Genomic DNA, 22,648 nt, shown 5'->3' on the forward strand with positions numbered 1-22,648 from the left:
CAGAATTTGATAATCTAATAAACTACAATGAAAATAGGATTAATTATATCAATAGGCGTATTTCTCTTAATAATTGGTTTTTTCATTTGGAAAAGGAAATCCAAAAATACGCAAAATGCTCCAACCGAATTTTTGAAGCTTGAATCAGAAAATCAATCCAATAAGCATATTCCAAAACTACCCGAAAACTGGATTGCTGAAATCGAGAAAAAGTGGGATGGAAAAGCTTGGAACAAGTATAAAAACGCATACTACGATATCTGGGCTAAAGCATGTGAGGATGTTTATGATAAAAATAAATATTGGGAAAAGAATCAAACTCACGCTGATTTTCTAAAGGAGGTTACAAAGGAGCAACGTGTTTATTTTACTCTTATAAACTTTGAGTCACAAGTGAATAATGGTGGCGTTTACCAGTTTTTATTTAACTACCCAGAACTTTCCATACTTGCTTTACAAGCAATGCAAGAAACTGGATTGGAAAAATTAGAGAAAGATTATGAGATCGTTTTAAAAGAGTTTTTCGGCAATTTCAAAACTATTCAAGACTTACATTCCAAGTTTAATGATAACCACAGAGATTGGAATAATCGTTGGACTTCCTTTTCTGAAGGATACAAAGAGCTTACTTCAACCGAAGTAATTGAAAGCTACTTTTTTACCGAAATATTCACAAAAGACTATCAACAGAAATTGATTGATTATGTAAAAAGTAACCCAGATAAAATTTACAAGATTGAATAATTGATAATTGTATAAACCATTTTTTTACGAATACCCCATGATCGAAATCCTCCTCAAAAATAAAAAGTCTTTTAAGGCTCACTCAGTGGAAGAGCTTTTAGTTTCTGAACTGGAATTCCAGGTCATGCAATTCACGGATTATACCAATGCAGAATTGAGTTGGCTGGAGCAGAATTATGGACTTGACTTCAAGATCATGAAGCATTTTGAGGATATAGAAATCAGCTCCCACTTTTTAGAAAATGAGAATCAGGCGGCATTTCACTTTTCAATCCCCTATCACAACAAGGAAAAAAATATGGTGGAGGAACCTTTATTTATTATAGTTTCTCAAACAGGCTTATTTCTATTCATGAGTGCCAACCTTGATGTTTACTTCAATGGCATGTATCCAGCCAAAATCAATTCTTTGCAGAGAATCAATGATATGGATGGTATTTTCAAATTTCAGTTTGAGTTTATTTCTGACTATTTCGCAGATATCACAGAGAGTCTCAGTAGAAAAGTAAAGGCCCTTGCCAACGAAATCCTGATAGAAAAGGAGTTCTCAAGCAATGTGATGGATATTATTACAAAATATAACTTCAACAATTTATTGATTAAGGAAGCACTTCTGGAAACCACTCGAGTATTGCGATTATACATCAAAAGCGACTGGGAAAAACATGTAGAATTGAGGGAAAGTGTACGTACAGAATTGAATGACCTTGACGTAATTTCCGATTACATTCAGTTCAATTTTGATCGTTTGGATGATCTCAGAGAAAACGTATCAAACAAAATTGACTTGGAACAAAACCATATATTCAAAATGCTAACAGTGGTTACAGTATGCATTTCCCTTCCTACATTCATTGCAGGTGTGTATGGGATGAATTTTGAATATATGCCTGAATTGAACTTCCATTTTGGATATCCTATCGTGGTCATTGCTATGATTTGCTCAGCTATTCTGCCCTTCATTTACTTCAAAAGAAAAAAATGGCTCTAGCCTATCCTTAAATTTGAACAAAAAAAAGCCCTGAACGTCAAATCAGGGCTCTTCATAATAGTTGGTTTAACTTAGAAATAAAGGGTTTTGATTCGTCCTTTGGAGTCAGTCACTTTGAGGTAGATATCCTTGGCATTCACATTTGTGAAAGAATAGTCTTTTTTAAATCCTTCCTCTTGATCAACATGCTCCGTGTAAATCACCGCTCCACTGATGGATGAAATAACTTCCACATCGACGCCAGGCTCATTTAGCCCAAACACTGATAGACTTACGGTATTATGATCAATTTGTTTACCGAAGGCTACCAAAGGCAATACTTCCACTGGAGTTAGCTTTTCAAATGTTTCTACGGAGTAGGTTACTTCTTCATCTTCTGTCACGATTTTGACTAGGTATTCTCCAGTCGGCAGGCTTTCCATATTATAAGGAAGCATCAAAGTTTCCCCTTTCACACGGACACTCCTATTGTTCAGAACTTTTCCATCTGGGGTAATAATAGAGATTTTGGCCTTGCCCACTCCCTCATTTAGGGTAACGTTGATTTTTTTGAAATTCGAGTTTACTGCTGAAAGTGCTTTCAAATCTTCACTTGCGTTTGCTGCGAATGAGCTAAAAGATAATGCGCTTGCTAATGCTACTGTTAATAAAGTTTTCATAATAAGTTGGTTTAGAAGTGTTGTGATCTCCCTAATGCGAAGCGCATACCAAAGCCAAAAAACCACCTTCGCCCAAACCCCATATTATTTTTAGAAATTAAATTTCTCACGAGGAATTCAGAATTAAATTCTGAAAAAATCAGGATTTATTAACACAACCTGTATACTAACTGAACATATCTTTGACCGACTGTCATGTCATCGAACACTTTTAAGCTAATTATGGTTTTTCTGAGGTTGCACCATATTACACTTGTTAAGGAAATTTAATTTTGAAAAAATGATAGAATCACTGATTTGAATTATGTGCCAACAAATAGCGTGTACGCTTATGAACACACTTCGTCCGAAAGAATACAAGTAGGTGATCACATTTACAATTCGCTTTTACCTACTTTCCAAAACCTGCTGCAATTGCTATTCGTTAGGCTTAGTCTGATTAATCAATCCTAACTGAATTCTATTTCTTTTCCCAATACATGAGAATCTTCCAACTCGCTATAGTATATCTTCTACTCACTGTTGGGATAGCTATAGGTCAGCAATTGACTTTGAAGCTCACTCCCAGCAGTAATATTGGAAAGAGGAAAGAATATATCATTAGTAAAGTGCTGGATTCCAGAGTTCAGAAATCAGTAGGACTGGTTTACGATTCAGAACGGAATAAACTGACTGCTTCATTTGACGGGAAACTAGCTGAGCAAGCAAAGCTTTTTTATAATTCAAGAATTACAACCTCTCAAAATACTACATACAATATTCTAGTTAAAGTCTACAATTTAGATCTTAAAGAAATCTACCAAGCTAATCAACGAGGATATAAAGGAGAGATTCAACTAAGTCTTGGTTTTTTTGTCCAAGGAGAAGGCAGTCCAGTTCATTTGGTTGACTTCAACGGAAAAGCTAACTATGGAAGACCTGCCAACCAACTGGGTAATGTGCAGACGAGTGTGGAGAGATTATTTGAAAATAGTTGGAATTACTTCGATGCCTGGTTTAGCAGCCAAGCTTCAACCAATAGAACCTTGGCAAAAACAGTGAAATTGAATATCCTTGACCCCGTTCTTCCTAGCAACAAAGACACTGTTTTTTATGATCCGAAGAGACCTTTGACCTGGGATGACTTCTCAGATACGCCTGATCCTACGAGTTCTTTCAATGCTTCTATTTTTAGCAGTTTGTCCATCGAAGGAAATGCAGAAATAGTAGCTGGAGAGATCATACAGACGATTTTGATAAAAGTATACATGCTTCCCGATCAGTCTTGGGTAAAGAATGCAGATGACTATGCCAGCAATCATGAACAGAAGCATTTTGACTTGACGAGAATCGCTGCCGACCGAATGATCCATACATTAAATAACGCAGACCTGGAACCGACCCTCTTCGAGGCAACGCTCAATGACATCTATTTGGACTCCTATAGGGAGATGAATAAGCTGCAGGAACTATATGATGGGCAAACCCGAAATGGTTTAAACAGAGATGTACAGGCAAGATGGAACCAGATAATTAAAGAGTCTCTGGCTGGAAATTGGGAAAAACTAGATCAATTATTGGAAACAAATAACTAAATCATTTAGTTGTATAAGCTGAAGTTCATTAAAATAAGCCATCTCGATTTGCATTTTCTCAGTGACCTCCTATCTTTGCCAACAATAATGGAAAACAGCAATAGAAATATTGATTTTTTAGCAATTGCACATCAAAGCAACTTGATGCATCATTTCCATCATTCCTCCTGAGGAATAGTTGCACACACCCGGTGAAGCCGATGATAGGGATTCCGCTTTTCACCAATATTTATTATAACCTTTTATTTCTTAGCGTAACTTGCCAACATGGAACAAATAATCCGTATTGCCGTGCAGAAAAGCGGCAGACTATCTGACGATTCACTTAGCCTCATCAAAGAATGTGGCATCAAATTTTACAATGGAACGGGCAAACTCAAGTCCACTTCCACCAATTTTCCAATCGAATTTTTATTCCTTAGAGATGATGATATCCCTGGATATGTAGCCGATGGTGTTGCTGATCTTGGGATTGTAGGACAAAATGAAGTCGTAGAAAAAGACAAGAATGTCACCACGATGAAAGCGCTTGGCTTTTCCAAATGTCGATTATCACTTGCCGTAGCCAAAGGTCAGGAATATAATGGCGTGCAATTTTTCGAAGGAAAAAATATAGCTACCTCCTATCCTAAAATCCTTGGTGATTACCTCAAGAGCCAAAATATCAATGCAGATATCCATGAAATTTCAGGTTCGGTTGAGATCGCTCCTAGCATTGGATTAGCAGAGGGCATTTGTGATATCGTAAGCTCAGGCTCCACCCTCATGATGAATGGCCTGAAGGAAGTGGAGGAGATTTTCAAATCCGAAGCCGTTCTGATCGCAAACAACAATCTATCAGATTGGAAAAAGGAAATTGCGGAGAAACTTCTCTTTAGAATCAACGCAGTACAAAAAGGAAAAAGCAATAAATATGTGCTCCTAAATGCTCCAAACGAATCTATTGAGAAAATCACAAGTCTAATTCCTGGAATGCGTAGCCCTACGATATTGCCACTGGCCCAAGAAGGTTGGTCTTCTGTTCACTCAGTTTTGAACGAGGATCAATTCTGGGAAAACATTGAAGAGCTCAGAGCTGCCGGAGCAGAAGGAATCCTAGTCGTTCCTATAGAAAAGATGATTCTTTAATTCTGCAAAACTATTTGCACAACCCTAGACCAGAAATCAAATGAACATCCTGGATAATCCTAGTAAAGACACTTGGAAGAAACAGTTGGCAAGGCCTACTTTTAAAACCAAACAAATAAATAAGATTGTAAAACCAATCTTGCGCAAAGTGAAAAGAAATGGTGACAAAGCCCTTTTCAAATTTGCAATGGAATACGATCACGTGGAATTATATTCACTTTTTCCCTCTGAAGTAGAAATCCAAGCCGCATCTGCAACACTTTCTCCTGCTTTGAAAGAAGCAATAAATGTGGCCAAAAGAAATATCGAACGTTTCCATATGGCTCAAGCGACTCCAGAGTTGGTAGATGAAGTGATGCCGGGAGTAGTATGTAGTAGGAAAAGTGTACCCATTCAAAAAGTCGGTTTATATATTCCGGGTGGAACAGCACCGCTTTTTAGCACGGTATTGATGCTTGGAATCCCTGCGGTGTTGGCGGGATGTAAGGAAATTGTACTTTGCTCACCACCTAGTAAAGAAGGGAAAATCCACCCCGCTATACTTTATACAGCATCACTAATAGGTATCACCAAAATCGTAAAAGCAGGTGGAGCACAAGCCATCGCGGCAATGACTTTTGGCACAGAAAGCGTACCTAAGGTGGATAAGATCTTTGGTCCAGGTAATCAGTTTGTAACGGCAGCGAAGCAAATAGCTACAAAATATGGTGTGGCGATCGATATGCCTGCAGGACCTTCAGAAGTGCTGGTTTATGCAGATGATTCGGCAAACGCTGCTTTTGTAGCTGCGGATTTACTTTCTCAGGCTGAGCATGGCGTAGATAGTCAGGTTATTTTGGTAACTGATACTGAGAAATTTGCGAAGCGGGTTATTAAAGAAATAGCCGAGCAGTTGGAAGATCTTCCTAGAAAAGACATTGCTAAAAAGGCTCTTGCCAATTCCAGAGCAGTTATCATGGACAGCTCGGCAGATGCATTGGAGTTGATCAACTACTACGCTCCGGAGCATTTGATTATAAGTGTGGTCGAAGAAGACGAAGCTGTGGCTTCGATTTACAATGCTGGATCGATATTCATTGGCAATTACACGCCTGAATCTGCCGGTGATTATGCATCAGGAACCAATCACACCTTACCTACTTATGGCTATGCTAGAAATTACAGTGGTGTTTCATTGGATAGCTTTGTTAAAAAGATCACCTATCAAAAACTCAGTCCGGAAGGATTGAAAAATATTGGGCCTACCATTGAGATAATGGCAGAAAACGAATTATTAGAAGCCCACAAGAATGCAGTAACTATAAGACTCAAACAGCTCAAAAAACAAAAGAAATGAAGTTTGACTTAACCCCATTACTTAGACCACACATTGTAAACCTTCTGCCTTATACCTCAGCTCGTGATGAGTATACCGGCAAAGATGGTATTTTCCTGGATGCAAACGAAAACCCTTACGGTTCCGTGACGGATGCTGATCATAATCGTTATCCTGATCCTTACCAGCTGGATTTAAAAGAAGAAATTGCCAAGATCAAACGGGTAAAGCCTTCTCAAATATTCCTAGGAAATGGCTCTGATGAAGCGATTGACTTGCTTTTCAGGGCATTTTGCAATCCTGGCAAGGACAATGTAATTCTTCTTCCTCCTACTTACGGGATGTATGAAGTCAGCGCTGGAATCAATGATGTTGAAACCCGCAAAATCCCATTGACTCCAGATTTCCAACTTCAGCCTGACCTGATTCTAAAAGCAGTAGATGCAAATACTAAGATCATCTTTGTATGCTCACCAAATAATCCAAGTGGAAACAAGGTTAATCGCGAGGATATTCTGCGATTACTTCGTGAATTCAAAGGATTGGTAGTTGTGGATGAAGCTTACATTGACTTCAGTGATGAGCCAAGTTTTACTACTCATATGGGAGAGTTCGGAAATCTACTGGTCATGCAAACTTTCTCGAAAGCTTGGGGACTTGCTTCCTTAAGACTTGGGATGGCTTTTGCCAGCAAGAAAATGATCAAAATCTTAAACCGAATTAAGCCTCCATATAATATCTCTGGCCTGACGCAAGAGACTGTTTTGGCGGCTATACAGAAGGTAGATAAGGTCAATGCGATGATCGCGGATATTCTTCAGGAGCGCGAATACCTCAGAGCAGAGATGAGCAAACTGGATTTTGTGCAGAAAATTCATCCTTCACATGCCAACTTTCTTCTGGTTCAAATCCCAAACGCAAGTCATGTGTATGACGATTTGATTGAGGAAAAAATCATTGTAAGGAACAGATCCAAAGTGCAGCTTTGCGAGGAATGTTTACGAATCTCTGTAGGAACTAGAACAGAAAATGAAGCCTTCATTCAAGCTTTAAAAAAAATCTATGAAGAAAGCTATAACCTATAAACCATGAAATCGAGCTTGCCTGGGGCGGGCAGGCATGTCGAAAACGACACACTGAAGGATGGTTATTCATCATGCGAGATTCCATCTGACCATTGAAAAACAAAAAATAAACCGATGAAAAAGAAAGTACTTTTTATAGATCGTGATGGAACCATCATCAAAGAACCACCAACTGATTTTCAAGTAGATAGCTTAGAGAAATTAGAGTTTTTGCCGAAGGCTATTTCTAACCTTCGTAAAATTGCAGAAGAGACTGATTTTGAGTTGGTCATGGTTACCAATCAGGATGGGTTAGGGACAGATTCATTTCCGGAAAACACGTTTTGGCCAGCCCAATTTAAAATGCTAAAAACGCTTGAACAAGAGAATATCTTCTTTAAGGAAATACACGTCGACAAGACTTTTGAAAGTGAAAATGCACCAACCCGAAAGCCGAAGACTGGTCTTTTGACAGCTTATTTTTCTGAAGAATATGACTTGGCTAATTCTTATGTAATCGGAGATAGACTCACAGACGTGAAGCTTGCTGAGAACCTTGGAGCCAAGGCGATTTTCATTGGAGAAAAAGTGGAAAATGCAGCATTAAGCACCACTAACTGGGATGAGATTTACGAATTCTTGAAAATGCCTCCTAGGTCTGCTGAAGTAATCCGCAAGACTTCCGAAACTGATATTTACATCAAGTTAAATCTAGATGGAAATGGCCACTGCGATATCAAAACTGGCTTGCATTTCTTTGACCATATGCTCGAGCAACTAGGCAAACATGGAAGCACAGATCTGGAGATCAAGGTGAATGGTGATTTACACATCGATGAGCATCATACGATTGAAGATACTGGATTGGCTCTGGGAGAAGCCTATTTAAAAGCTTTGGGTGATAAGAAAGGCATCTACCGGTACGGATTTCTATTGCCAATGGATGATGTGCTAGCACAAGCTGCAATTGACTTTGGCGGTAGGCCTTGGATTATGTGGGAGGCTGATTTCAAACGGGAAAAAGTCGGTGATATGCCCACGGAGATGTTTTATCATTTCTTCAAATCCTTCTCTGATACTGCAAAGTGCAATCTAAATATCAAAGCAGAAGGAGATAACGAGCATCACAAAATTGAAGCGATTTTCAAGGCACTTGCTCGGGCTATAAAAATGGCAGTGATGCGTGATCCTAGAAATATCAATCAACTTCCAAGTACGAAGGGCGTTCTTTAAAAAACATCAGATTATAGTCTTTTCTAAATGCGAAAGGGTTAATTCTGAAAATTTCGTAGGGATTAGGAAAATTTCACATCAATAATTTTTCCTAATCCCTTTTTTTTTGTTCTTTCAGTTATGAAACGACTTTTACGTACCCTGCCTATTATTTTAATACTAATTATAAGTAGCTCTTGTTCAAGCAGCCTTCAAGAAGCTGAACGTCAATTTAGCAACGGGCAATATGAAGAGGCTATTTCTAATTTGAATTCGTACTTATTTTTCAATGTCACTGATGTAAAAGCATTACATATTCGTGCCAGGTGCTACGAAGAGCTGGGAGAAATTGAAAAGTCAAAATCAGATTACGAGCGAATCATTTCAATCGATAAGGAATATGCCCATGCATATGGAGGTTTGGCTAAACTACTTTTTGAGCAAAAGGATTACGAAAGTGCAGAAACTATGATTCTTCGTGCAGCTACACTAGATGCAGAAGATTTTGACATCATGTATCTACTTGGTAGGACTATGTTAATGAATGGGAAATTCAGAAAGGCGGAGGAATTTCTACGATTAGCAGCAGATCTGAATCCTGATTATGCCCAAGTTTATTACTACACAGGAATGGCTCTCGCTTATCAAGGGGATGCCTTAGGATGCGCAGCTTCTTTTAATTCTTATGTAAGTCGTGAGCCAAACAACTTAGTAGGCCGCTACAATCGTGGATTTGCCTATATGAATGCAGGTTTTATACCAGGGGCATTAGAATGGGCAGTAGAAGATTTTGATGCTGTGCTGAAGGAAAACCCAAACCACCTAGAAGCTATGGCTCGTAAGGGCCTGTGTATGGCTTCTCTTGGTGATACTGAGGGTTGTCAGCTCATCCAAACTGCTGCAAACAAGGGAAGTGCCTATGCAAAAGCACAACTTGACTTCTGTAACACTTAAAGCAATCGACTTGAAATGGCCTTTTTATAGTTTAATAGGGCTTCGGCAGAAATAGCAAGAAATAAATAAGGTTCGATCATTTCCAACTCCATTAAGTTAAATACGCTATCAATCTCTACCCCATCCACTCTTACGTATAAGCTATCTGCTGCAAATTCATTAATCAAATTCTGACAGGATGCTAGCATAGATTCAGACGGGTTAACAGGCTTTATCGTTCCGCCAAAATAGTGTTGCACCCGGAAATCTTTACTTGCTGGTGTTTTCAAAACTGCATGGGAAAACATTCCATTGAAAAAAATAAGTGAATACTCTCCTACCTCTTCAATTTCAGTGACAAAAGGTTGAACCAAAAATGCTTCTTCCTTCACCCAGGATTGAATTTTATCAACATGATTCTCCCAGTTCTCAGAATTTATTTTCAAGGTATTCTTTGCTCCTCCGCTCACCAAAGGCTTCACTACCCAGGTTTTTGATGTGATTTTTGATTCAATATTCTCCTTAGAAATTGGCATTCCTTTCTCTAAAATCATCCCTGCAATAACTGGATAACCTTTGGATTCAATTTCCAGAAGATATCTTTTGGAAGAGTTCCAAAGAATGGTATCCATGCTATTTAAGGCAGGTATGCCCAGCTTTTTGATTTTATCTATCCAACTCAAAAATTCAGGATAATAGTCAAAATAGTCCCAGGTTGACTTGATTAGCAAGAGTGAAAACTGCTCCCATTTAACTTCAGGGTCAGACCAACTTACAATCTCATGAGAAATTTGAAGTTCGGATAGAATTCCCGACAACATTTGATTTTCATCGAGTGTATTGTTATCATACGCCCCAACTGAGAAATAACTGACTATAGCTACATGGATCATTCTTGGTGAATTTTACGCAAATCTATGCTTTAACCAAAATTTATAGTAACCACTCTTCTAAAATCACTCTTTAGCCTTATTTTTGGCCTTTGCTCTAGCTATGAACCATCGTAAACTCGTCATAATCCCAACTTTTAATGAGAAGGAAAACATCGTAGACATGATCCATGCGGTCATGAAGCTGGATGGTGGATTTGAGCTTTTAGTGATTGACGACGGTAGTCCCGATGGAACCGGTAATTTGGTAAAGAGCCAACAAATTGTTTTTCCGGATAGACTTCACTTGTTGGAGCGTAAAGGAAAGCTAGGTTTAGGTACAGCCTATATTACTGGTTTTAAATGGGCTTTAGAGAAGGATTATGATTTCATTTTCGAAATGGATGCAGATTTTTCGCACAACCCTAATGACTTAATACGGCTTTATGAAGCATGTGCTGATCGGAGTTTTGACCTAGCTATTGGTTCCAGATACATCACAGGAGTAAATGTGGTAAACTGGCCTATGGGGAGAGTTTTGATGTCTTACTTCGCCAGTGTATATGTGAAATTTATTACTGGATTGCCAGTAAAAGACGCAACTGCCGGATTTAAATGCTACCATAAGTCAGTCCTAAAGGGAATAAAACTGGATGAAATCCGATTTGTAGGCTATGCATTTCAAATAGAAATGAAATTTACCTCTTGGAAGCTTGGGTATAAACTCGTAGAAATTCCAATCATTTTCACTGACCGTACCAAAGGAACTTCAAAAATGAGCCCAGGGATTTTTAAGGAAGCTGGATTTGGAGTTATCTCTATGAAAATCAAAAGTATTTTCAGCCCATATAAGGCTAATCAAAGCGTATTGACCGAATAGGGTCAACCTTAGAAATCACCATTACCGGTATCCACAATACAGCTGCTGTCAACACTACAATACCAATATTTATCAGGACAAAAGCTGGCCAATTCCAATCAATTGGAACGTAACTCATGTAGTAACTTTCAGCTTCTAAAGGGATTAATCTGAATTTATCCTGCAAAAAGCCAATTCCTAGTCCTATCACATTTCCTATTATCATTCCCCGCAATAGAATATTGATCCCATTCCAAAAGAATATCCTTCGGATTTGTTGATTGGTAGAACCCAAAGCTTTCAGCAAACCGATCATTTGAGTTCGCTCCATGATCAAAATAAAGAGAATTGCTCCCATATTAAAGATTGCCACAAAGCCAATCAAGCCAATGAATACATAGACATTGTTGTCCAATAAACTAAGCCAGTCAAAGATTTCCAGGAATTTATCTTGGCTATTTATCAACTTTAAGTCATAATCCATATACTCTTCTATAACAGGCGTATATGTATCAACATTATTAAAATCATCCACGAAAACCTCCATCCCGCCAATCTGATCTTTGGTCCAATCATTCAGATTTCTGATGGTTTGTAATTCTCCAATTATAATTTTCTCATCAAAATTCTCAAGGTATGTTTGAAAGATTCCTACTACTTCAACTCTCCTGTATCTAGGTGGATCCTGCACAAAATAAAGCGTGATCTTATCACCTACTTTCAGCAGCAATTTATTGGCAATAAACTGACTCAGCATGACTTCATTACTCGTTCCTTCTTTGGGAATCTGAAGCATTCTACCTTCTATTACATACTTTTTAAAACCCAGCGTGTCAAAATCCTGGCCTACACCCTTCATCAATACCCCTTCTACTTCCTCATCTCCTTTTATTAAAGCTGCCTTGTGGGCAAATGACTGAACCTTAGTAATAAAAGGAAGTTCTCGATAGGTTTTGCTGAACTCGGAATTCAAAGAAAAAGGAGCTTCCTCGAAGGCATTACTCATTGTGAATCGCTGCACTTGATAGTGACCTGTGAAACCGTAGACTTTTTCGGAAACGGTACTTTGAAAACCTCCCAAAACCATAAAGGAAACAAGAGATACGGCTAGACCAAGTGCTAGACTTCCTACTGCAATTTTATGTATAGTGGCCGAAAACCCACCAGCTTTCTTGAAACTGATTCTTTTGGCGATGAAATAGGAAAGGTTCAAAGGACTGCTTTAATTTGTTCGATGAGACCGCAAAATAGCATGAAGCAAACGAAACTTTCGCCCTTTATTTACTTTTTGAGTATAGTAGCGTTAATTCTTTCAAATTCTGTTCAGCTTGGCTAAGATCATAGCTAGTAATAGTTAGGAACCAACAAGCTCTAACTTGCCAAAAGCCTTATCAATAATTGAGTTTGACTATTTCAAATTCTAAATTCAAATTTCAAATTAACTTCACTATGAAAAAGAATCTTCGAATTATATACATGGGTACTCCTGAGTTCGCAGTGCCTGCTTTAGAGTTATTAGTGGAAAATGGATGGAATATCGTAGGAGTGATTACGGCACCGGATAAGCCCAAAGGACGTGGTCAGAAGCTAATTCCCTCACCGGTAAAAGAGGCTGCGCTGAAACTGAATTTGAATATTCTTCAACCGACAAATTTAAAATCGCCAGAATTTCAGGATGAACTACGTGCGCTAAAGGCTGATCTACAGATTGTAGTTGCTTTCCGAATGCTTCCTGAGTCCGTGTGGAATATGCCTCCATTAGGCACATTCAATCTGCATGCATCTCTTTTGCCCAATTATCGAGGTGCAGCTCCTATCAATTGGGCTATTATCAATGGCGATACCGAAACAGGAGTGACAACATTCTTTCTTAAGCATGAGATTGACACTGGAAGTATTATCTATCAAGAAAAAGTAGCGATTCTAGCTGAAGATGATCTCGGTACTGTTTATGAAAAACTGATGAACGTTGGTTCAGAGTTGGTTCTTAAGACCGTAGAAGATATTGCAGAAGATAGGGTTAAAGCTTTGCCTCAAGACGAATCCAAAGCTATTCATCATGCTCCAAAAATTTTCAAAGAGACCTGCGAAATAAACTGGGATAAATCAGCTGAATCCATTCACAATTTGGTTCGCGGACTCTCTCCCTACCCTGCTGCTTGGACTAGGTTTGAAGACAAAATCTGTAAAATTTACAAAACCAGCTTCTCCTCAAAACAATCCACAGACAAATCCATCGGGCAATTGGAAACTGACAATAAAAGCTATATGAAAGTCCAAACAGGTGAAGGAATCCTGGACATTTTAGAACTTCAGTTGGAAGGCAAAAAACGCATGAAAGTTGACGAATTACTCAGGGGGTATAAGTTTTCATGATTAGAGAAAAGCTGAAATAAAGCGATAAATATTTCATTTTTACACTGATTTTAAGGAACTTAAAGGAAGTAAATACCAATTTTTAAAATATAGAATCATGAAAAATCTGTTAAGTGGCATCCTATTATTGCTTTTCATAACCTCTTTTTCCTTTTCTGCCGAAGCTCAATTCATTAAAAAAATTCAGAAAGCTGCAAATAGAGGTGTAGAGAAAGCCATACAAAACAAAGTAGAGAAAGAAGCGACCAAAATGACCGAAAAGCAGCTTGAAAAATTGTTTTCCGATATGTATGGTGATGGGTCCGACAGGTCTTCCACTGGAGGTTTTGATATGAGCAAGGTTTTAGGCGGTCTTGGAGAACCTGTAGACACGGAGGATGAGTATGAATTCTTTGGATATTTAGTACTAGAAATGGTCAGCACAAATGAAAAAGGAAAGACAGAGGATCCTTTTCTTTTAAAATCCTATCTAGCTGAATCCACAGATTATACTGGAATGGAATTAATTGATCCTAAAAACCCAAAAGCCACTACATCTATGATTTTTGATGTGAAAAATCAGGCATCAATCGTATTTCTAGAAAATAAAGGCGAAAAATCAAGTTTCGCTTACAAACTAGATATGGACGATTTGGATGAAATGGTGGATGAAAAAATAGAGTCAAATAGTGATGAGTATGATGTAACAATTGAAAAAACAGGAAATTCCAAAGATATTCTAGGGTATGCCTGTGAAGAGTATCATGTAGTCAGCGAGGATGGAGAAGGCTATTACTGGTTGACAGATAAACCAATTGGAGGATATGCTTCCTTTTGGGGCACCAACAGCCCTATGATGACATCTAAAGCTCAGGAAAGATACGCGCAGCATTTCAAAAATATGCCCGAAGGCAATTTCATGGAATTGACTTTCACCTCCAAAGACTCAGAGAAAGTAGAGATGAAAGTGATAGAAATAGATGAATCATCTCCTAAATCCCTTACCATGGCAGATTATCCAAACATCATGAATAACATGGAGAAGAAGTAATTCTGGCTTTTTTTATTTTTTATGGGGTTAAGGCCTATTATCTTCAAGGCAAGAAGGATTTTGCATGAAGATATCACTAATAGCCGCATTGGCTACCAACAATGTAATTGGTAAGGAAAATGGACTTGTTTGGCGATTGCCAGACGATTTCAGACGATTTAAAAGACTCACTTCCGATCATTTTATTCTCATGGGGAGAAAGACATTTGAGTCATTGGGAAAACCTCTTCCGCATAGAACCCATATCGTAATTACCAGAAATAAGGACTATAAAGTACCTGAAGGTCATTATGTGTTTGAAAATGTAGAAAAAGCATTTGTATTTTGCCAAAAGAGGGATATAGAACATCTCTATGTCATCGGAGGTGGTGAAATCTACCGTCAAACATTGCCTATGGCTGACGAGTTGGTTCTCACTGAAGTAGAAGCCTCTCCTGATGGAGACACCCATTTCCCGGAATTCAACAAGGAAAACTGGAAGATAACTTTCAGTGAATTTCATCCTGCTGATGATCGCAATCAGTACCCGTTCACTTACGTCAATTACGAAAGAATCCATAAGTAGTATGTCTAAAAAAGTAATCTGGATCACTGGAGCATCTTCAGGTATTGGAGAAGCATCTGCCTATAAATTTGTAAGTGAGGGATACCAAGTAATTCTATCAGCGAGAAAAGTAGAAGCACTTGAAAAAGTGAAATCAACTAGCTCACATCCGGAAAATTGCAAAGTACTTCCTCTTGACCTGATAGATCAGGCCTCATTTCCAGAGAAAACAGCTCAAGCAATTGCTGCTTTTGGGCATATTGATTCGGTGCTTCATAATGGTGGCATTAGCCAGCGCTCACTGATTAGGGACACTCCAATTGAAGTGGATAGAAAGCTTATGGAAGTTAATTTCTTTGGCACAGTGGCTCTTACAAAAGCAATACTCCCTCATTTTATTGAAAGAAAATCTGGGCAATTTGGAGTCATTTCCTCCTTGGTAGGAAAATTTGGCTCTCCGTATCGATCAAGTTACGCAGCGGCAAAGCATGCACTCCATGGATTCTTCGAATCATTAAGATTAGAACATTTTGAGGAAAATATTTCTGTGACGATGATTTGCCCTGGTTTTATCAAGACAGATGTTTCCAAAAATGCCTTGACTGCCGACGGTTCTCCACTGAATGAAATGGATAAAGCCCAGGAAAATGGAATGAGTGCTGAAGATTGTGCTAAGGAGATTTTTACTGCGCTTAAAAAGAAAAAAGAAGAAGTATATATAGGAGGAAAAGAGACGTTGGGAATTTATCTGAAGCGATTTGTCCCAACAGTTTTCACAAAAATCCTCCGCAAATCAGAAGTGAGATAAAAGAATGAAAGTAGTCAGAGCTGAAATAATAGCCATAGGAGATGAGTTGCTCTATGGTCAAATCGTAGATACAAATAGTCATTGGATCAGCAAAGAGTTGGATCTTATGGGTGTCAAAGTGGTGAGAAAAACCACGGTGGGCGATGATAGAAAAGATATCCTGGCTGCTTTTACTTCAGCAGAAGCCCGAGCTGATATCATTTTGATTACTGGAGGACTTGGTCCTACGCAAGATGATTTGACCAAACCCTTGATGGCAGAATACTTTAATTGCCCAATTGTAGAAAATCCTGTAGCAGTGGAAGCCGTCACAGAATTTTTCAAAAAACGTGGAAGAGAAATCACTCCTCTAAACATCCTGCAAGGTCATTTGCCTGCCTGCTGTACTTATGTGCCAAATGAGGTAGGGACAGCTCCAGGGATGTGGTTTGAAAGAAATGGAACCTACTGGATGTCAATGCCTGGTGTTCCCCATGAGATGAAAAAGCTGATGACTGACTTCGTTTTACCAAAGCTTCCTACCCTATTCCCCCTTCCAATCATTGTACATCGCATGGTAAAAACCGTTGGTATTGGAGAAAGCTGGCTGGCTGATTTAATACGGGAATGGGAAAATGCCTTGCCAAAGAATATTCGCTTGGCCTACCTACCGTCCTTAGGTCATGTCAAGTTAAGACTTACAGGTTTTGGCCAGGATAAAACCCAAATAGAAAAAGATATACAAGCACAAATCAATCTGGTCTTGCCGAGTATTGAGAAATATGTATATGGCTATGATTCTGAAACTTTAGAAACTGCAATTGGTAAGCTTTTAACAACAAATAATAAAACAATAGCCTTAGCCGAAAGCTGTTCGGGAGGCTACATTTCACATTTAATTACAAGTATTTCCGGCAGTAGTTCGTATTTTCAAGGAGCAGTAATACCTTATCATAACCAATTCAAAAATGAAATTCTTCAGGTTAAGAATGAAACTTTAAGCTCTTTTGGTGCCGTTAGTGAAGAGACTGTCAGAGAAATGGCCACAGGAGTTAGAGATTTATTCAATGCTGATTTTGGTTTATCAAGTAGCGGTATTGCTGGTCCAAATGGGGGAACTGATGAAAAACCGGTTGGTACTGTTTGGATATCCTGTGCTGGAGAGGGTTTTATTGAGACCAAAAAACTACAGCTTACACAAGACAGAATGCTCAATATACAATTGACTGGAGTTGCAGTTTTGAATCTCCTTCGAATTTGTATTTTGGAGAAATAACAAATAAAATTTCTATTGAAAGGTTTGGGTTAGTGTTTTATAAAATTTAATTTTAAAACTTGTATATAAACCCAATAAATTATTAAATAATAACCATGGCGATTGTAGAAATGCTAATGCCCAAAATGGGCGAAAGTATCATAGAAGGTACAGTGCTTACTTGGCTTAAGAAAGAGGGTGACACGATTGAACAGGATGAATCTGTATTGGAAGTGGCTACGGATAAAGTTGATACTGAAGTTCCTTCTACCCATGCTGGTGTACTGAAGCAAATCCTTGCAAAAGAAGGAGATGTGATCGCCGTGGGTGCTCCTATTGCAATCATTGAAACTGAAGGAGAGGAAAAAAATACAGCACCTACTTCTGGGTCTAAAACAGCAAGTAAGAAAGAAGAATTAATTGCTGAGGCCCCAGAAAACACAGCTGCAATCCTAGCAAAAGAAGAAACTCCTCAATCCACTGACGCCAGTGATGAAAGATTCTACTCACCTCTAGTTCAAAGTATAGCCAAGGAAGAAGGAATTTCTAAAGCTGAGCTTGCCAAAGTGCCAGGTACTGGCAAAGAGGCACGAGTGACCAAGCAGGACATGTTAGATTACCTTGAATCCAGAAAAGCTCCTGTCATAGAAACTACCTCAATTCCATCTATTTCTACTCCGAAGGTACAAGTTAGTGTTTCGGGTGAAGATGAGATTATCGAAATGGATCGCATGCGCAAAATGATTGCTCAGCGCATGGTGGAGTCAAAACGTATTTCTGCCCATGTTACATCATTTGTAGAAGCTGATATGACGAATATAGTCCTATGGAGAGAGCGTCATAAGTTAGACTATAAAGCAAAATTTGGCGAGTCAATCACATATACTCCATTCTTTATCGAAGCTGTTGCAAAAGCCATTCGGGATTTTCCAATGATCAATATCTCAGTTGATGGAGATAGATTGATTAGGAAAAAAGACATCAATATTGGTATGGCGGTAGCATTACCAAGCGGTAATCTCATCGTACCCATCATTAGAAAAGCTGATCAACTTAATCTTGTCGGCATTTCAAAAAAAGTAAATGAGCTCGCAAACCTTGCTAGAAACAATAAACTAAACGCTGATCATCTAGCTGGAGGTACTTATACCGTTTCCAATGTTGGATCTTTTGGCAATGTAATGGGAACACCTATCATCCCTCAGCCTCAGGTAGCAATCATGGCAGTAGGTGCTATAGTGAAGAAACCAGCGGTAATAGAGACACCGACTGGCGATGTGATTGCAATCAGACATAAAATGTTTTTATCTCACTCTTATGACCATCGGGTTGTTGATGGTTCACTTGGAGGCAAGTTTGTCAAGCGAGTTTCAGATTATCTGGAAGCATTTGATATCAATACTCCACTATAAAAATTAAAAGCCGGTCAGCCCGGCTTTTTTTATACCTTTCTATGCGATAATTCAGTTTTTCAGGAATAATCTTTGAATTTTCCAGCCTATGAAAATAGCCTATTAGGCTTGATAAAATTATCATCCATATCAGCTTCCACTACTTTTTCCAGATTTTCATCGAAGACATTGGTTAATAAGCCAACGATAAAAGCTTTCCCCTGCTCTCCCAACAATAAAATTTCACTTGCTGCATCTAAACCCTTTTAAAAAGGTATTTGTACATTCATCAGAATGATTTCAAACACTTTTTCCTCACTTCGACACTGGGACACCCAAACTCAATATTGATGTTGGCTTCGATCCTGCATTGTTTGAAATGGTTAACCTGCCTTAAATTTTGCCGGAGTTAACTTCTCTCTAAAGCTCTCTTTTTGCAAAATCAAATTCTATTTCGATTTTCTATAAAAATTAAAGAAATATTTTTATCTAATAAGAATCAAATAACCTAGGTTTTTATACTTATAAAGGTACTTTTCTGTAGTTGATAATTTACCTTAAAAAAGACTCGGTTTTATATAAAAAATGCATGCAAATACATTCACGAAATATTACTTTGCACGCTAAAACGAGGGGAAAATATATCCTATATTTAAGCTTATTAAACCCAGTTTTATAAAAAAACAAATCAAAAATCTCAGAAAAAAAACTAAGTGATTTTAGCGCAGTACTTTCCAAAATTAGCAATTCCCCGATCTCCTCAGTTTTGAATCTTAAGGTTATAATTATATCAGCTTTCTTTGTCATCATCCAATTTGCAACCTTAATTACAGGGAATGTAAATGTTTATGCCCGGTCGGAATTTTATTTTCAGGATTCAACCATAGTTCCCAGCAATTACATCATGAATATCTGGGACAATTCTAATGGTCTACCCCAAAATAATATTTACGCTCTGGAAAAAGACAATCACGGTTACCTTTGGACTGCCACTGAGGAGGGTTTGGTGCGACTGGACGGAACCAACACCAAGATCTTTGACCAGGAGACCAATCCTCTGATGATCGAACAGACGTATTACACATTTTTCAAAACTGAGGAAGGTATCTGGGCATCCGCTGATCGGAGTATCGCGCTTTTGGAAAAGAACATAATTAAAGTCATCGACTGCCATGAAATCGCCGACAAGACTTGGATTAGGGCAATTTCTAAAAATCAAAAGGGAGAATTATTGATAGGTACCCAAACTGGAAAAATCCATACTTGGAAAAATGGGACATTTGGCACACTTGATTTTTGGCAACCTGACTTTCCCCTGGAAATTTTTTCATTTTACGCTCTAAGCCCATCCAAGCTATTGGTGGGGACTACACGAGGACTCTATGAATTGGATATGATCGCAGAAAAATCCCAATTAATATCCTCCGATTCATTTGTAGTCCAAAAAGTGTTTGGTAATGCTGACTTCTTACTTATATCGAATCCAAATGAGGGGATTTATAGATTGAAGGAAGATTATGAAATGGAATTGATCGTTTCCTATCGGGAATATCCAGACATCAACTCAACTAGTCTGACTATCGACTCCAAAAACAAGATATGGGCAGGGTCTATGGAAAAGGGGATTTTATCGATTGATAACGGTAAAATATCCCGCTATATCTACCCAGAGCTAAAAAATTATATAGTTCGAAAAATAATCAAAGAGGATAATATCATCTATTTGGGAACCTTAGGAAAAGGTGTGGCAGTAGTAAAAGATGCAAAAGTAAAACAACTGAATTTTGATGTGCTTCATGAAAAAAACATCAAACCCATTTTTCAAGCACAGGACAGCAGCATTTGGATAGGAACTATGGCAGATGGCCTTCACCGGATCAAAGGCCAAACCATCCATTCCTTGTCCACCAGAGATGGATTGATCCAAAACAGAGTGACTACTATAGGTGCCTCAAAAGGAAAAATATACGCTGGTTCGTCGACCGGCATCTCGGTTATTGACCAAAAATCAGGCAAAGTGATCAATACCATCACTTCAAAGGATGGACTAAAAAGTCACTATGTTCAAGCCATTTATGAGGATTCGAAAGGATGGCTTTGGATTTTGACGCGCCATGGCGGTATGCACTATTATGATACAGCTGGTATCCTCCATTCGGTAGAACTTCCTGCTGAATTTGATCGAACCAGCTTCATCAGCATCCTGGAACTTAAAAACAAGCAAATCATCATTGGAACCCTAAACGGAGGAATCTTCAGGATAGAAAACGGTAAATTTCTCAATAACCAAAAACTGCCACTTACCCCCGGAGAAGACGTAGTATACGATATCCATGAAGATAAGAGTGGCGATTTGTGGTTTGCCACTCACGGAGGAATTCTTTTTAATTCAAAGGGCGAATTCAATTCCATCAAGAAGCCTAACGGGCTTAAATCAAAGAGCGTGTATAGCATCACTGAGGATCCTGTAGATGGAATCTGGATTAGCAATAACTTTGGGGTTCAATATTTTTCAGATTCAGAACTGGAATATTTTAAAAATAATTCTGAGCAAGATTTTTTTCTTGCTTCCACCCTCTATAACCAGGAAATGGGGATGCCAAATTCGGAATCTAACGGATTGATTTTCCCTGCTGCCATGCTTGATTATTCGGGTAAAATCTGGGTTCCGACTGTAGAAGGAGTAGGTATAATAGATCCCATTTCACTCTCGACAATTCCAAAAAATCCAATCAACTTTATTTGGGACGAGCTTAGTGTCGGCGATCAAATCACAGCGATTGAAAATCAAATTATAATTCCTGCAGGAGTTAGAATGTTTCAGGTTTCTTTCAGCCTGATAGAGTTTGAAAACCCTTCGCAGTATTCACTTTTCTATAGAATTGGTAAAAATTCAGGCCCTTGGATTCCCATCGAAAATCAAAGGCAATTAAACTTTAATGGGTGGAAACCCGGAAAATATGAATTAGAAATAATCATGCTTAGAAATGGTCAGCTCGAAATGAACCAAACCATTCCTATCAAAGTAGAAGCCACATTTTTTGAAACTCCGTACTTTTGGACCCTTATCGCCTTAGCAATAATTCTTTTGGCATACTTCATCTTTCAACACTACTTCAACAGCAAGATGAAAAAGGACCTGGAGGCAAAAGTAGCTAAGCGGACTTTGGAACTAAGCTATTCTAATAAAAAACTAAAAATCGCTGTAAATGAAATTGAGGATCAAAATTTGATTCTGAAGGAAATCACATGGAATCAATCTCATCTGGTACGGGCACCACTGACCAAAGCAATGGGAATCAATCAACTATTGATCAACTACCCTAAATACACCAATGTGGGTAAAAGCAAAGAACAACTCGAATTGGAACTTTTGGATGCTTTGAAACAGCTTGATAAAATAGTGAAGGAAACACATTACATGTCCGAAAACCTACAAAAGAAATGACATTTAACACACCTCAGGTACTTATCATTGACGATGATCCTGGAGTACTCTTTCTCCACGAAATCATCGTCAAAGAAGGTGCGCTCAATAGGGACCCAAGCACTTTTCTAAATGCGGAAAAGGCGCTGGACTACATAATTCCTATAGATGCATCTACTACCAAAATTTTGATTTTTTTAGACATCAATATGCCCCGAATCAACGGGTGGGAATTCTTGGAAATTCTAGTCGAGAAAATCAAACATGCGGATATCAAAGTGGTGATGGTTACTTCTTCCCTAAGTAAAAGTGAATTTGAAAAATCCAAGGAATACGAGTTCATTATTGATTTTTGGCAAAAACCGATGGAGGAAGAACAAGTATATCTTCTTAAGGAAAATTTGGGGAGTTGGCTAGGGGAACACTTAGCTAATGAAAACTAAGATGTAATAGTTAATACTAGTTGGTAAAATCCTTGTATAGTCCATCA

20 protein-coding genes are annotated in these 22,648 nt (G+C 38.4%); 17 read left to right on the plus strand and 3 right to left on the minus strand.

Annotated features, from left to right (window positions below; translation table 11 throughout):
* The first annotated feature begins 27 nt into the window (after positions 1-27).
* Positions 28-744: a DMP19 family protein gene (locus tag ACPUEN_RS06055; RefSeq protein WP_425639215.1), complete on the plus strand. Its 717-nt coding sequence runs from the start codon at positions 28-30 to the stop codon at positions 742-744.
* 37 nt (positions 745-781) lie between these two features.
* A complete protein-coding gene (locus ACPUEN_RS06060) occupies positions 782-1,735 on the plus strand; it encodes a CorA family divalent cation transporter (protein WP_425639216.1) in 954 nt (317 codons plus the stop codon).
* A gap of 71 nt (positions 1,736-1,806) precedes the next feature.
* Here the strand turns inward: ACPUEN_RS06060 and ACPUEN_RS06065 are convergent, their stop codons facing one another.
* On the minus strand, positions 1,807-2,394 hold the full coding sequence (locus ACPUEN_RS06065) for a hypothetical protein (RefSeq protein WP_425639217.1): 588 nt from the start codon (positions 2,392-2,394) through the stop codon (positions 1,807-1,809).
* A 479-nt stretch (positions 2,395-2,873) separates the two neighbouring features.
* Between ACPUEN_RS06065 and ACPUEN_RS06070 the strand changes: the two genes are divergently transcribed.
* From ACPUEN_RS06070 to ACPUEN_RS06095, 6 genes are all read left to right on the plus strand, one after another.
* Positions 2,874-3,968, plus strand: coding sequence for a DUF922 domain-containing protein (locus ACPUEN_RS06070; RefSeq protein ID WP_425639218.1), 1,095 nt, complete (start codon positions 2,874-2,876; stop codon positions 3,966-3,968).
* 267 nt (positions 3,969-4,235) lie between these two features.
* Positions 4,236-5,096: an ATP phosphoribosyltransferase gene (hisG, locus tag ACPUEN_RS06075; RefSeq protein WP_425639219.1), complete on the plus strand. Its 861-nt coding sequence runs from the start codon at positions 4,236-4,238 to the stop codon at positions 5,094-5,096.
* 40 nt (positions 5,097-5,136) lie between these two features.
* Complete coding sequence (gene hisD, locus ACPUEN_RS06080; RefSeq protein ID WP_425639220.1) at positions 5,137-6,432, plus strand: histidinol dehydrogenase; 1,296 nt, start codon at positions 5,137-5,139, stop codon at positions 6,430-6,432.
* A complete protein-coding gene (gene hisC / locus ACPUEN_RS06085) occupies positions 6,429-7,496 on the plus strand; it encodes a histidinol-phosphate transaminase (RefSeq protein ID WP_425639221.1) in 1,068 nt (355 codons plus the stop codon). The genes hisD and hisC overlap by 4 nt, the downstream gene beginning before the upstream one ends.
* Before the next feature lie 114 nt (positions 7,497-7,610).
* The gene (gene hisB, locus ACPUEN_RS06090; RefSeq protein ID WP_425639222.1) at positions 7,611-8,708 is read left to right on the plus strand and encodes a bifunctional histidinol-phosphatase/imidazoleglycerol-phosphate dehydratase HisB; all 1,098 of its coding nucleotides are present in this window, start codon (positions 7,611-7,613) and stop codon (positions 8,706-8,708) included.
* A gap of 120 nt (positions 8,709-8,828) precedes the next feature.
* The gene (locus ACPUEN_RS06095) at positions 8,829-9,641 is read left to right on the plus strand and encodes a tetratricopeptide repeat protein (RefSeq protein WP_425639223.1); all 813 of its coding nucleotides are present in this window, start codon (positions 8,829-8,831) and stop codon (positions 9,639-9,641) included.
* On the opposite strand, the gene ACPUEN_RS06100 is transcribed toward ACPUEN_RS06095, so the two are convergent.
* Entirely contained in the window at positions 9,638-10,513 is an 876-nt protein-coding gene (locus ACPUEN_RS06100; protein WP_425639224.1) for an ATP-grasp domain-containing protein, read from the minus strand. The two genes, ACPUEN_RS06095 and ACPUEN_RS06100, sit on opposite strands and share 4 nt — an antisense overlap.
* 100 nt (positions 10,514-10,613) lie before the next feature.
* Between ACPUEN_RS06100 and ACPUEN_RS06105 the strand changes: the two genes are divergently transcribed.
* Positions 10,614-11,369, plus strand: coding sequence for a polyprenol monophosphomannose synthase (locus ACPUEN_RS06105; protein ID WP_425639225.1), 756 nt, complete (start codon positions 10,614-10,616; stop codon positions 11,367-11,369).
* Here ACPUEN_RS06105 and ACPUEN_RS06110 read toward each other — a convergent pair.
* Complete coding sequence (locus ACPUEN_RS06110; protein ID WP_425639226.1) at positions 11,344-12,561, minus strand: ABC transporter permease; 1,218 nt, start codon at positions 12,559-12,561, stop codon at positions 11,344-11,346. The genes ACPUEN_RS06105 and ACPUEN_RS06110 overlap by 26 nt on opposite strands.
* Positions 12,562-12,797: 236 nt before the next feature.
* Here ACPUEN_RS06110 and fmt point away from each other — a divergent pair, with 236 nt between their 5' ends.
* The 8 genes from fmt (at position 12,798) to ACPUEN_RS06150 (ending at position 22,601) form a co-directional block, all read left to right on the plus strand.
* Positions 12,798-13,724 carry a methionyl-tRNA formyltransferase gene (gene fmt / locus ACPUEN_RS06115; RefSeq protein WP_425639227.1) on the plus strand — a complete coding sequence of 309 codons (927 nt, stop codon included), beginning with the start codon at positions 12,798-12,800 and terminating at the stop codon, positions 13,722-13,724.
* Positions 13,725-13,821: 97 nt separating this feature from the next.
* Positions 13,822-14,754, plus strand: a complete 933-nt coding sequence (locus ACPUEN_RS06120; RefSeq protein WP_425639228.1) for a DUF4412 domain-containing protein — start codon at positions 13,822-13,824, stop codon at positions 14,752-14,754.
* A gap of 64 nt (positions 14,755-14,818) precedes the next feature.
* On the plus strand, positions 14,819-15,319 hold the full coding sequence (locus tag ACPUEN_RS06125) for a dihydrofolate reductase (protein WP_425639229.1): 501 nt from the start codon (positions 14,819-14,821) through the stop codon (positions 15,317-15,319).
* Between the two features lies 1 nt (position 15,320).
* Positions 15,321-16,106: an SDR family oxidoreductase gene (locus tag ACPUEN_RS06130; protein WP_425639230.1), complete on the plus strand. Its 786-nt coding sequence runs from the start codon at positions 15,321-15,323 to the stop codon at positions 16,104-16,106.
* 4 nt (positions 16,107-16,110) lie between these two features.
* Positions 16,111-17,361: a competence/damage-inducible protein A gene (locus ACPUEN_RS06135; RefSeq protein ID WP_425639231.1), complete on the plus strand. Its 1,251-nt coding sequence runs from the start codon at positions 16,111-16,113 to the stop codon at positions 17,359-17,361.
* Positions 17,362-17,456: 95 nt separating this feature from the next.
* On the plus strand, positions 17,457-18,752 hold the full coding sequence (locus tag ACPUEN_RS06140; protein ID WP_425639232.1) for a dihydrolipoamide acetyltransferase family protein: 1,296 nt from the start codon (positions 17,457-17,459) through the stop codon (positions 18,750-18,752).
* 883 nt (positions 18,753-19,635) lie between these two features.
* A complete protein-coding gene (locus ACPUEN_RS06145; protein ID WP_425639233.1) occupies positions 19,636-22,179 on the plus strand; it encodes a ligand-binding sensor domain-containing protein in 2,544 nt (847 codons plus the stop codon).
* The gene (locus ACPUEN_RS06150) at positions 22,176-22,601 is read left to right on the plus strand and encodes a response regulator (protein ID WP_425639234.1); all 426 of its coding nucleotides are present in this window, start codon (positions 22,176-22,178) and stop codon (positions 22,599-22,601) included. The genes ACPUEN_RS06145 and ACPUEN_RS06150 overlap by 4 nt, the downstream gene beginning before the upstream one ends.
* Positions 22,602-22,648 lie beyond the last annotated feature (47 nt).

This window comes from Algoriphagus yeomjeoni, from assembly GCF_049821175.1.
Classification (GTDB): domain Bacteria; phylum Bacteroidota; class Bacteroidia; order Cytophagales; family Cyclobacteriaceae; genus Algoriphagus; species Algoriphagus yeomjeoni_A.